This is a genomic window from Alteraurantiacibacter palmitatis, assembly GCF_037154115.1.
GTDB lineage: Bacteria > Pseudomonadota > Alphaproteobacteria > Sphingomonadales > Sphingomonadaceae > Alteraurantiacibacter > Alteraurantiacibacter palmitatis.
The window spans coordinates 61,976-74,214 of record NZ_JBANRO010000013.1 but is presented as its reverse complement, the minus strand read 5'-3'; the positions used below and the strand labels follow the sequence as shown (position 1 = coordinate 74,214).

At 64.8% G+C, this 12,239-nt stretch carries 9 protein-coding genes and 1 tRNA gene; 6 read left to right on the top strand and 4 right to left on the bottom strand.

Annotated elements, in window-relative coordinates:
• Position 1 precedes the first annotated feature (1 nt).
• Entirely contained in the window at positions 2-583 is a 582-nt protein-coding gene (locus WFP44_RS14760; RefSeq protein WP_336927392.1) for a NifU family protein, read from the bottom strand.
• Between the two features lie 93 nt (positions 584-676).
• Between WFP44_RS14760 and WFP44_RS14755 the strand changes: the two genes are divergently transcribed.
• The 4 genes from WFP44_RS14755 (at position 677) to WFP44_RS14740 (ending at position 7,320) form a co-directional block, all read left to right on the top strand.
• Complete coding sequence (locus WFP44_RS14755; RefSeq protein WP_336927391.1) at positions 677-3,610, top strand: M16 family metallopeptidase; 2,934 nt, start codon at positions 677-679, stop codon at positions 3,608-3,610.
• Positions 3,611-3,737: 127 nt separating this feature from the next.
• Positions 3,738-5,117: a class II 3-deoxy-7-phosphoheptulonate synthase gene (locus WFP44_RS14750; RefSeq protein WP_336927416.1), complete on the top strand. Its 1,380-nt coding sequence runs from the start codon at positions 3,738-3,740 to the stop codon at positions 5,115-5,117.
• Positions 5,118-5,241: 124 nt separating this feature from the next.
• A complete protein-coding gene (locus WFP44_RS14745; RefSeq protein ID WP_336927390.1) occupies positions 5,242-5,796 on the top strand; it encodes a hypothetical protein in 555 nt (184 codons plus the stop codon).
• A gap of 147 nt (positions 5,797-5,943) precedes the next feature.
• The gene (locus WFP44_RS14740; protein WP_336927389.1) at positions 5,944-7,320 is read left to right on the top strand and encodes an MFS transporter; all 1,377 of its coding nucleotides are present in this window, start codon (positions 5,944-5,946) and stop codon (positions 7,318-7,320) included.
• A gap of 5 nt (positions 7,321-7,325) precedes the next feature.
• On the opposite strand, the gene WFP44_RS14735 is transcribed toward WFP44_RS14740, so the two are convergent.
• Together WFP44_RS14735 and WFP44_RS14730 are read right to left on the bottom strand one after the other, a co-directional pair.
• Positions 7,326-8,759, bottom strand: coding sequence for a sulfatase family protein (locus WFP44_RS14735; RefSeq protein ID WP_336927387.1), 1,434 nt, complete (start codon positions 8,757-8,759; stop codon positions 7,326-7,328).
• A gap of 34 nt (positions 8,760-8,793) precedes the next feature.
• On the bottom strand, positions 8,794-9,186 hold the full coding sequence (locus WFP44_RS14730; protein ID WP_336927386.1) for a VOC family protein: 393 nt from the start codon (positions 9,184-9,186) through the stop codon (positions 8,794-8,796).
• A gap of 84 nt (positions 9,187-9,270) precedes the next feature.
• On the opposite strand from WFP44_RS14730, the gene WFP44_RS14725 reads away from it, so the two are divergent.
• Entirely contained in the window at positions 9,271-10,530 is a 1,260-nt protein-coding gene (locus WFP44_RS14725; RefSeq protein ID WP_336927384.1) for a lipopolysaccharide biosynthesis protein, read from the top strand.
• 85 nt (positions 10,531-10,615) lie between these two features.
• Positions 10,616-12,091 carry an ATP-binding protein gene (locus WFP44_RS14720; RefSeq protein WP_336927382.1) on the top strand — a complete coding sequence of 492 codons (1,476 nt, stop codon included), beginning with the start codon at positions 10,616-10,618 and terminating at the stop codon, positions 12,089-12,091.
• Positions 12,092-12,122: 31 nt separating this feature from the next.
• On the opposite strand, the gene WFP44_RS14715 is transcribed toward WFP44_RS14720, so the two are convergent.
• Positions 12,123-12,197, bottom strand: a tRNA-Gln gene (locus tag WFP44_RS14715).
• Between the last annotated feature and the right edge of the window lie 42 nt (positions 12,198-12,239).

The following is a 12,239-nucleotide window of genomic DNA, read 5'->3' as shown; positions in this document are numbered from 1 at the left end:
CTCAGGCGGCCCGCACTTCGGTCACTTCGGGGATGTAGTGCTTCATCAGCCCTTCGATCCCCTGTTTCAGCGTGGCGGTGGAGCTGGGGCAGCCCGAACAGGCGCCCTGCATCTGAAGATACACCACCCCGTCGCGGAAACCGCGATAGCGGATGTCGCCGCCGTCATTGGCAACGGCGGGGCGGATGCGCGTTTCGAGCAGTTCCTTGATCATGTCCACGATCTCCGCATGGGCGGGATCGTCCTCCACCAGCAGGTCGTCCTCCTCTGCCGGAACCGCGATGCCGCCTGCGCTGGGCCCATGGAACAGCGGGGTTTCGGATATGAAATGGTCAAGCAGCACGCCCACCACCTGCGGCTTCAGGCTGGCCCAGTCGGCACCCGGCGCGGCCGTGACCGACACGAAGCTGGCGCCGAAGAACACGCCGCTCACCTCGCCTGTATCGAACAGCGCCTGCGCCAGCGGTGACGCCTCGGCGTCTTCGGGCGTGGCAAAATCGCGCGTGCCCGAAGGCATGACCTGCCGGCCGGGCAGGAATTTGAGCGTGGCGGGGTTGGGCGTGGTTTCGGTCTCGATAAACATGAGAAGCGATGTAGGGGCCGGGGCAGGGGTTCACAAGGCGGCTTTTGGGTCTATTCACCGGTCCTTCATCCCTTGGCTGGCCTATACCGATCCATGACCCTGATCCGGCGCCTGACGCGCGTTCTTGCTCCCTTGCTCATCCTCGCCGTGCCGGCGCCGCTTCTGGCGCAGGACGATTGCGGAATTGGCGTTGCCAGCCAGGCCGATGTGCCCGCCTTTGCCAAGCCGGACGATCCGTGGATCTTTCGCGGCACCGATATTCCGGTCGATCCGCAATGGCTGATGGGCGAACTGCCCAACGGCGTGCGTTATGCCGTGCGCCGCAACGGGGTGCCGCCGTGCCAGGTGTCGATCCGCGTGCGCATTGATGCAGGTTCCCTGCACGAGGAGGAGGGCGAGCAGGGCTTTGCCCATCTGGTCGAGCATCTGACTTTCCGCCAATCGCGCCATTTCGGCCCCGGAGAGGCGATCCCGCATTTCCAGCGCTGGGGTGCCGGGCTGGGTTTCGATACGAATGCGGTCACCAGCCCCACGCACACCGTCTATCAGCTCGACCTGCCCGGTGCATTCCGCGAGCGGCTGGAAGAAAGCATGATGCTGTTTGCCGGCATGATCCAGGAGCCCACGCTGTCGGCGGAGAATCTGGCGGCGGATGTGCCCATCGTGCTGGCCGAACGGCGCGAGCGGCTGGGGCCGGATATGCGCATTGCCGTGGCGACGCGGGAATTGTTCTACACCGGGCAAAGGCTGGCGATGCGCGCGCCCATCGGCACGGTGGAGGCGCTGCAAGGCGCCACGCCCGAGGCGGTGCGTGCCTTTCACCAGCGCTGGTATCGCCCGGAAAACACGGTGGTGGTGATGGTGGGCGACGCGAGCCCGCAAGTCCTCGCTGCCATGGTGGAACGGCATTTCGGCGGCTGGCAGGTGCCGGGCGCCCACACGCCGGCGCCCGATTTCGGCCAGCCCGAAATGCCCGCCGGGGCCGATCCCGCCAATCCCGTGGGCGAGACCGCGGTGATCGTGGAAGCGGGCCAGCCGCGCGCGGTGTCCTTTGCCGTGCTGCGCCCCTTTGTCGAAGTGGTCGACAATCTGGAATATAACCGCGGCCTGCTGATCGATGCGGTGGCGCAAGCGATCCTCAACCAGCGGCTGGAACAGAATGCCCGCGCGGGTGCCAGCTATCTCTATGCCCAGGTGCGGCGCGACAAGGTGAGCCGGTCGGCCGACGGCACCTTTGTGGATTTCGCACCCTTGGGCGAGGATTGGCGCGCGGCCTTGGCCGATGTGCGCAGCGTGATTGCCGATGCGCTGGTCAACCCGCCGACCGAGGCGGAGATCGAGCAGGCCGCCGCGCAATACGACATCGCCTTTGTCGATATGGTCGGGCAGGCCCGGATCGAGGCGGGATCGAAGCTGGCGGACGATATCGTCAATGCGGTGGATATTCGCGAGGCGGTGGCAGCCCCCGAAACCTTCCTGTCGGTGTTCCGCTCGCTGCGCCCCCGGCTGACGCCCGAAACGCTGCTCGCCCATACGCAGGAGCTGTTCAAGGGCAATGTGGTGCGCGGCATATTGCTGACCCCGGTTCCGGGCGAAGCGACCGCGGCCGATGTGCGCGCGGCGCTGCTGGCGCCGGTGGACGGGACGGCCTTGGCGCGCAATGATGGCCCCGCGATCAGCTTTGCCGACCTGCCGCCAATCGGCACGCCCGCCGACCCGATCTTGCGCGAACCGCTTGGCCCCGGCCTTGTCAGCACCACCGAACGCATCGTGTTCCCCAACGGCGTGCAAGCCCTGCTGCGCGACAGCGATAACGAACCGGGCCGCGTCACCGTGCGCGTGCGTTTTGGCGAAGGCCGCGCCGGCTTTGCGCCGGGCGAAGGCGTCTATGCCGAACTGGGCACGCGTGCGCTGGTGAGTTCGGGCGTGGGCCCGCTGGGCCAGAACGAGATCGACCGCATCGGCGCGGGGCGCAAGCTGACCTTCGGCTTTTCGGTGGGCGAGGGCGTGTTCACCTTCGAAGGGCTGACGCGGGCAGAGGATCTGGAGGACCAGCTTTATCTGTTCGCCGCCAAGCTGGATCAGCCGCGCTGGGATGTTGCCCCGGTGGAACGCGCCAAGGCGAGCGCGCTGCTGGGCTATGACGCGCAGGACAATGATCCGATGAGCGTGCTGGGCCGCGACCTCGAAACGCTGCTGCGCGGCGGCGATCCGCGCTTTGCCCGCGCCACGCCCGACGAGATGCGCGCGGCCACCGCAGGCGAATTCCGCCGCGTGTGGAGCCGGATGCTGGCGCAGGGGCCGGTCGAAGTGGCGGTGTTCGGTGATATCGACCCCGAAGCAACCGTGGCCGCGCTCAGCCGCACCTTCGGCGCGCTCGACCCGCGCGGCGATGTGCGTCCGGAATTGACCCCTCCGGGCTTTGCCGCTGCCAATACCACGCCGCATCTGCTCTATCACGGCGGCGACAGCGATCAGGCGGCGGCGGTGATTGCCTGGCCCACGGCCGGCGGATCGGCGGGCCTGCCGCAATCGCGCAAGCTGGAAGTGCTGGCGCAGCTCATCGCCAACCGCCTGCTGGATGGCCTGCGCGAGACGGCAGGGTCGTCCTATACTCCTTTCGCCACCTCGAACTGGCCGCTCGACATGGAAGGGGGCGGCTATCTGATGGCGCTGGTGCAGATCGCCCCTCGTGACATGGATGCCTTTTACACCGAAGTGGACAAGATCGTCCGCGATCTGTCCGCCAATGGCCCAAGCGAGGACGAACTGGCTCGCGTGGTCGAGCCGATGCGGCAATATATCCTGCGCGCGCAGACCGGGCACACCTTCTGGCTGGGCCAGATTCAGGGCGGGGCCTTCGATCCGATGCGGGTGGCGCAATTGCCATCGCTGGCCGCGGATTATGTGCTGACCACGGCGCAGGAGATGCAGGCGCTGGCGCAGCGTTACCTGCTGGGCCATGGCGGCTACCGGGTGGCGGTTCTGCCGCGCACAGGCGAAGCGGCCGCGCTGGTAGGCCGGTGAAACCATAACCAAAGTAACCTTTGCGTGTCCGTCGACTCGCGACTAAGGGGCATTTCCCCCTTCAATTGGCAGCGTCCGGTTCCGATATGCGGAAGACGACGAGGCATTTTTGGAAAATATGAAGACCGTGGCTCAGAACTGGACCCCCGATAGCTGGAAGCAGGAGCAATTCGTTGCAAAGCACCTGCCGCACTATGAAGACGCTGCTGCGCTGGCCGAAGCCGAGCGGGTGCTGTCCGGCTTTCCCCCGCTGGTCTTTGCAGGTGAAGCGCGCGCGCTGAAGGCCAAGCTGGGCGATGTGGCGGCAGGCAATGCCTTCCTGCTGCAAGGCGGTGATTGTGCGGAAAGCTTCGCCGAATTCACGCCGAACAATATCCGCGACACGCTGCGCGTGATCCTGCAGATGGCCGCCGTGCTCACCTATGCCAGCAAGATGCCGGTGGTGAAGGTGGCGCGCATGGCAGGCCAGTTCGCCAAGCCACGCAGCGCCGCGACCGAGACGATCGGCGGCGTGGAACTGCCCAGCTATTACGGCGACAATATCAACGGCATCGACTTCACGCCCGAAAGCCGCCGCAACGATCCCATGCGCATGGTGCGCGCCTACAGCCAGGCGGCCGCCACGCTCAACCTGCTGCGCGCTTTCACCACCGGCGGCTATGCCAATCTGCGGCAAGTGCACCAGTGGACGCTGGATTTCATGGGCCGCAGCCCGTGGGCTGAACAATACAAGTCGATCGCTGACCGCATTGGCGAGGCGCTGGATTTCATGGAAGCCTGCGGCATCGATATCGAGGATCAGCCGCAGCTCAAGATGGCCAGCCTCTATACCAGCCACGAGGCGCTGCTGCTGCCTTACGAGCAAGCGATGACGCGCCGCGATTCGCTGACCGGCGAATGGTATGACACCTCCGCGCATATGCTGTGGATCGGGGATCGCACGCGCTTTGCCGAATCCGCCCATGTCGAATTCATGCGCGGCATCAACAACCCCATCGGCATGAAGTGCGGCCCCAGCCTGGAGCCGGACGCGCTGCTGCGGATGCTCGATGTGCTCAACCCCGCACGCGAAGCGGGCCGGATGACGCTGATCGCCCGTTTTGGCCATGACAAGGTCGAAGCCGCGCTGCCGCGCCTGGTGCGCGCCGTGGCGCGTGAAGGGCACCCGGTGGTGTGGAGCTGCGATCCGATGCACGGCAATGTCATCAAGTCCGACAGCGGCTACAAGACGCGCCCCTTCGACCGCATCCTGAGCGAGGTGAAAGGCTTCTTCGCCGTGCACCGCGCCGAAGGCACCCATGCCGGCGGCATCCATCTGGAAATGACCGGGCAGGATGTGACCGAATGCACCGGCGGCGCGGTGGCGATCACCGATGCCGGCCTTGCCGACCGCTACCACACGCATTGCGACCCGCGTCTGAATGCGGCGCAATCGCTGGAAATGGCCTTCACGCTGGCCGAGATGCTCAATCTGGAACTGGCCGAACGCCGCGCCGACGCGGCGTAGGGGGGCCAAATTGTAAATTAATTGAGTATTTCTGTGCAAAAGTGGTGAGCAAAGGAATGGCTGTGTCCTCTTGCCTTCCGGCCTCCTTCAGGGATAACCTGAACATTGAAGGGGGCGTTTAGCGATGGAAAAACTCAAGAGTGCTGGCGGTGTGGCAGGGGGGATGCTGCTGCTGCTCGTTATTCTCGTTATTCCAATATTATTACTGTTTGGCGCTGCCGAACTAAGCCTTTGGATGCTTGATTTTATCCCAAGAATTATTGGTATTGCAGTTTTTTCCGGGATAATAATTATCCCTTTGGCAGTTATTCCTGCTTCTAGGGGCTTGGCCAGTAGCTTATACGGTCTCGCCTCCATTGCTTTCGGGGCCTGTGTTTGGTTTTTCGCATTGGCGATAACCTATACTGAATGGGGTATGTTGGGCGTCATTGTTGGAATTGTGATGTTCGGTGCTGGGGTAGTGCTCACCGGGATTGTCGCAGCCGTCTTTGCCGGGCAATGGGTTGTTCTGGGCAATCTCGCTATCTTGCTCGGTCTTTATGTAGTTTCGAGTATCCTTAGGGCATGGCTGGCTCGTTTGGCCGAAGATCGAGTTTTCGAGATTGAACAGCGACTTCAAAATGAATCTTTCCGGGTTAGACCCACGAGGATTCCCAGCTCGGAAATTAGGGACGAATAGATAACCCACAAAACGCGGGCCAATTTGAAGGCCGCGAGTTAGTTCGTCTGTTAACGACGCGATCTGTTGAGCCCCACAAATCCAGCCCATTGACGCGGCCCCCGCTGCCCGCCACTCTCACTTTCCATATAATCCTGGGGAGGGGACATGGCCATAGCCACTGCCACGGCAGCGCGGTTTGACGTTGCCGCCTTTATTGACGAGCGGCCCATTGGTGCGCGCGAAATCCTGACATTGGTGGTCGTCTCGGTCGTCCTGTTCCTTGACGGGTTCGATATGTATTTCGTGGGCAAGATCGTGCCTGCGATTGCCACCGGGCTGGGCGGCGCATCGGTCGATATGCAGCCGGTGCTGACCTATGCGCAGGTGGGGATGCTCATCGGCGCGATCATCATGCCGCCGCTGGCCGACAAGATCGGCCGCAAGCCGGTGTTGGCGCTGTGCCTTCTCGTCTTTGGCTCGCTGAGCCTGTGGGCGGCCTTTGCGACCAGTTTTGAAATGCTGGCCTGGCTGCGCGGCATATCGGGCATCTTCTTTTCCGCCATGCTACCCGTGGGCCTTGCCCTGCTGAGCGAATCCACCCCCCGCCGCCGCCGTGCGCTGTTCATGTCGATTGCGCTGGTGTGCTTTTCGGGCGGCAACCTTGCCAGCGGCGCAATGACCGCATGGTGGCTGGAGGAAATCGGCTGGGAAGGCTTCTTCATCGCGGGCGGCGTGGTTCCGCTGGCGGCGATCCTGCTGCTGCTGCTGATCCCTGAAAGCGTCGCCTTCCGCGTCAACCGTGATGGCAAGGACCCCGAAATCCCCCGGGTGCTGCGCCGGATGGACCGCAATCTGGTGCTGAAGGGTGACGAACTGTTCCAGATGGGCGATCAGGCCGCGGTGGAAAAGGCGGGGCCGCTCGCCATGTTCGGCAAGCGCTTCCGCGTGCAGACCGCGCTTTTGTGGTGCATCTGCTTCTTCTCGCTGGGCAATATCGCGCTGCTGTCGAGCTGGCTGGCGGCCTTCATGTTCGAGCTGGCGAATATGCCGATCGAAACCTTCGCGCTCTACATGATCTACGGCTATTTCGGCGGGGCCACCGGCACGCTGGTAATGGGCTGGCTGATGGACCGGATGAATCCCTATTGGATCATTGCGGGCTATTTCGTGCTGGATGCGATGGCGATTGCCGCCATCGGCTATGTCCCGCCGGGCGCGGCGGTGATGATGGTGACTGCGCTGATCGTGTGGAATTTCTGCCAGGTGGGCGGGCAGACCGGCATCAACAACCTCGCCACGCTGGGCTATCCGCCCGAAATGCGCAGCAGCGGCATCGGCTGGGCGGGCGCGGTGGGCCGCTTTGGCGGGATCGTGTTCACCTGGGCGGGCGGCCTTGCGCTGGTCTATGCGCTGTCCTTGCAGGAAATCATGCTGATAGCCGCCATGCCTGCGCTGGCGATTGCGGTGCTGATCACGCTGCTGGGCATTTACAACAAGGGCCGCATCGGCGGGGCGGCGATGGACGCCCCGCCGCGCGCTTGACGGGATTACCTGATCGGCGCGAAGTGATCGGCCAGCATCCGCGATTCAAAGCCGTAGCTGGGTGCAGCCGGGTCATCGAGCATCCCGGCATTCCAGGCTTCATAGGTGGATTTCAGATCGGCAAACAGGTCGGGCATCCGGTCCTTCAGATTGCCGCGCTCCATCGGGTCGGCCACGATATCGAACAGGAACTCGTTGTCGTTGATCTTGAGGTATTTGTAGCGCCCGCGCCGCAATGCGCGCTGGCTCTTGCTGCGATAGCGCCAGAACAGATCACGCTGCGGCGTGGCGTATCCGGCCAGAACGGGGCGCAGATCCATCCCGTCGGTGGGGTAATCGGGATGCGGCGCAGTGCCGGCGGCGGCAAGGAAAGTGGGCAGGAAATCCATCGACAGCGCAGGCGTGTCGCTTTCCGATCCCGGCGCGGTGAGGCCCGGCCATTTGACGATGAAGGGCACGCGGATGCCGCCTTCGAGCAGTTCGGTCTTGATGCCGGTAAACGGCCAATTGAAGCTGAAGCGTTCGCCGCCATTATCGCTGGTGAAGACGACGACGGTGTCCCCTTCCATCCCCAGCTCCGCGACGCGCTTCAGCACACGGCCGATATTGGCGTCCATGTTCGTCATCATCGCGGCATAGGTTTCCATCGTCCCGCCATCATAATGCACGATGTCCAGTTCGCCCGGCACGGGGGCCTTGCTGGCGATGCGTGCGCTTTCGCTGGCCCCTTCGGCATCGTTGCCCTGCCACGGCCAATGCGGCGCGGTAAGATGCAGGCTGAGCAGCCACGGCGTATCCGGCTCGCCTGCGCGTTCTTCGATAAAGCGGATGGACCGGTCGGCCAGCAGATCGGTGTAATAGCCGGTGGCTTCCACCTGCACATCGCCGTCCCACACATCCAGATTGCCGTTCACCCGGTGGGTGAAATAATCCACCCCGCCGCCGCGATTGCCCCAGAATTCGTCGTAACCGCTTTTCAGCGGGCTGAAATCGGGCAGCAGGCCCAGATGCCATTTGCCGACCAGCGCAGTGCGGTATCCCGCCGCTTTGAGCAGCGAGGGGAGCGTGGGTATGTGCGGCTCCAGCCCCACGCCGGGGCGGCCCAGCGGTTCGTCCAGACCCACATCCAGCCGGTATTGATAGCGCCCTGTAATCAGCCCTACACGCGTTGCGGAACAGACCGCGGAATTGGCGTAGCCGTGGGTGAACTTCATCCCCTGCGCCGCAAGCGAATCCAGCACCGGCGTCGTGTATTCGCGCCGTCCATAGCAGGACAGGTCCGCATAGCCGAGGTCATCGGCCATGATGAACAGGAAGTTGGGTCGGCGGCCTGAATCATGCGCCTTGCCCGGCAGCGGCACCGCTAGTGCGGCCGTGCCCAGCGCGCCGGCAACCAGCTCGCGGCGAGTCAGGGCGAAAAGGGGCTGTTGGGTGCTCATCTCGGTTCCTCTCCCGTTTCCGATGTTCTGTTTTTCAAGTGTCCAGCTGGACCAGCTCGACCGCGTGACCCTGCGGGCTTTCCAGCAGGCAGACCTGCACGCCGGGGGCCACTTGCGTCACTGGCATGGTCACGCGCGCACCTGCGGCCAGCGCCCTTTGCAGCGCGGCGGAAATATCTGCGCACATGAAGCCAAGCGGGCCATGAGCCGTGCCCTGCTCCAGCCGCGCGGCAGGCTTTGGCTGCACCAGCATCAGCGACAGCCCGCCGTTCTCGCCTGCAATCGCCAGCACGTGCTCCAGAAAGCCGGGCTCGTCATAAGTGGCCTGCACCTCGAAGCCGAAGGCGCTTTGCCAGAACGCCAGGGCGCTCGCCATGTCATCCACCTGCAGCTTGACGAAGCGCAAGGCGATTGCCGTGCCGTCCATGTGATTCCTCTCCCCCGGACTGGACAGTATCGCTGCATTGGGGTTTTGCAATTCCCGCAAATCTGGGGCAGGGCAAAATCCACCATGATCAAGCGCGCTTTGCAGAATACCGGCTGGCTGATGAGTGCGCGCGGAATCAATGGTGTGCTCAGCCTTGCCTACCTTGCCATGGCCACCCGCGCGCTGGGGCTGGAGGATTTCGGCCAGTTCATTCTGGCGGTTACCTTCGGGCAGGCGCTGGCGGGCATTTCGCAATTCCAGACCTGGCAAACCGTGGTGCGCTGGGGGCAGAGCAAGGAAAGTCTGCCCGATGCCACCGGCTTTGCGCTGGCGCTGGATGCGCTGACGATTGTGGTGGGCATCATCCTCGCCGCCATTATCCTCTCTTTCGCGGGAAGCTGGCTGCCGCTGCCCGGTTGGCTGCGGCTGGAAACCTTTGCCTATACCTGCGTGGCGCTGCTTTCGATCCGGTCGACTCCCACAGGCATTCTGCGCCTGCACGACAAGTTCGCCCGTGCCGCCACGGCCGATGCGGTGACGTCGATCGTGCGGGTGACGGGGGCGGGGCTGGCCTTCCTGTTCCTGCCCACGATCGAGGGTTTTTTGATGGCCTGGGCGGCAGCCGAAATCGTGACGGCGGCGACGTACTGGCACTTCGCGCGGCGAACCCAGCCCTTGTTCTGGCGGCATATGAGCCTGCGCCGCATCCCCTCCAAGCATGAGCGGGCCTGGCCTTTCGTGATCGGCACGTCGCTGTCGGGCCTGCTCGCCATTTCCTCGCGGCAGGTGCTGGTGCTGCTGGTCGGTGGTCTTGGTGGCCCCGCACTGGCGGGGATTTACCGCGTGGCTGCGCAACTGGGCGAAGGGCTGCTGAAGCTGGCGCAGGCGCTGCTGCGCGCGACCTATCCCGAACTCGTGAAATCGCCCGATGTGGCCCGTTCCATCGCCGGGCGAATCGCGCTGATCGCGGTAGTGACGGGTTTTTCCGCCGTGCTTCTTTCGCTGATCGCTGGCCGCTGGGTCATCACGGTGATTGCGGGGCCCGATTTCCTGGCCGCCTATACCCCGATGATCCTCCTGTCCGCCGCCGCCGCGATCGAGCTGGGCGGGGCGAGTCTGGAGGCGCTGATGGTGGCGCGGGGCCGGGCGGTCACCAATTTCCTGCTGCGTGCCGTGCCCACTGCCTGCGCGCTGGCCGCGCTGGTCTGGCTGGTGGATATCCACGGGCCGGCAGGGGCGGGCATGGCCGTGCTGGGGGCCAGCGTGGCAACGGTGACGGGCCTCTACCTCGCCACCCGCAAGGACGATGGCCGCGTGGCGGGCACAGCGGCCGGCCCGCGTTGACCGCACGGGGATTGCCGGCAAAACCTCTGGAAAACCGCCGCCGCGCCCTTGGCCCGAATCCCGGTGGCCCGGTAGGCCCGCTGGCGTGAGCGCACCCATCCAGATCGGCACCGAAGCAAACGGCCGCCCCGTTTCGATCGATATCGAGGAACTGCTGGCCACGCGCCTGCTGGTGCAGGGCAACAGCGGATCGGGCAAATCGCATCTGCTGCGCCGCCTGCTGGAAGAAAGCGCGGGACTGGTGCAGCAGATCGTGATCGATCCCGAAGGCGATTTTGTGACGCTGGCCGATGTGTTCGGGCATATCGTGGTCGACGGTGCGGCCTATTCGCCCGCTGAACTCACCCGGCTGGGCGCGCGCATCCGCGAACACCGCGCCTCGGTTGTGCTGGCGCTCGACGGGCTGGAGGTGGAGGCGCAGATGCGCTGCGCCGCGCTGTTCCTGTCCGCATTGTTCGATGCCCCGCGCGACCAATGGTTCCCCGCGCTGGTGGTGGTGGACGAGGCGCAGATGTTTGCCCCCGCCGCCGCTGGCGAAGTGAGCGACGAGGCCCGCCGCATCAGCCTTGCCGCGATGACCAACCTCATGTGCCGCGGGCGCAAGCGCGGCCTTGCCGGGATCGTCGCCACGCAGCGGCTGGCCAAACTTGCCAAGAATGTGGCGGCGGAGGCGTCCAATTTCCTGATGGGGCGCACCTTCCTCGATATCGACATGGCGCGCGCGGCGGATTTGCTGGGGATGGAGCGGCGGCAGGCCGAACAGATCCGCGATCTGGCGCGCGGCGAGTTTCTGGGGCTTGGCCCCGCGATCAGCCGCCGCCCGGTGGCGGTGAAGATCGGCGGTGTGCAGACGGGCGTGCGCGTGGCGGTGCCCAAAATGGCCCCGCCTCCCACCGCCTCGCCCGACGAATTGCACGCATTGCTGCATGACGGGCTGCATCTGGAAGACGCCGCGCCGGCTCACCCTGCGCCCTCTGCACCGCCTGCGCCGCGTGCCGACGAATTGCTCGCCCGAATAGCCGCAGCCCCCGCCGAGGCAGAGCCGCAGGAGGTGGAGCAGCCGCTGCTGTTCGCCCCCTCAACGGCCGAAGTGGACGCAGCCATCGCCGCGATTCTGGCGGACATGGCGGCGGAGGAAGGCTGCACCTTCCAGCAGCCGGCCAAGCTGTATCAGGATTTTTCGGTTCGGTGCCGGATGCAGCGGCTCACCGCGTCCAGCCTCGACATGGGGCAATTCCGCCGCCGTTTCGCCATGGCGGTGGCGGGCGTGGACGATCCGGCGGGCGAGGGCTGGCGCGACATCGTGCGCGTGGGAAGCGTGCTGGCCGACGATCTGCTGGCGCCGTTTCTGGCGATTGCGGGCGCCGCGCGCGACGGGCGGCCCTGCCCCGATGATGACGAGCTGGCGCGGATATACGGCACCAATTCGCCCGGCCGCCTGCGCCGCCTGCTCGACCATTACGAGAAATGCGGCCTGATCGTGGTGCGCACCGATTTCAGCGGCCGCCGCTCGGTCTCCATTCCCGAACTGGGGCTGGCGACAGAGCCGCTGGAAGCGTGAATCGCGGCAAAGCGAGGCGTCGGTGGAAAACTGGCTGGGGCGGCAGGATTCGAACCTGCGAATGCCGGTACCAAAAACCGGTGCCTTACCACTTGGCGACGCCCCAGCAGATGGCCCTTCAGGGCCATAGCGAGCCGCCCCTATAAAG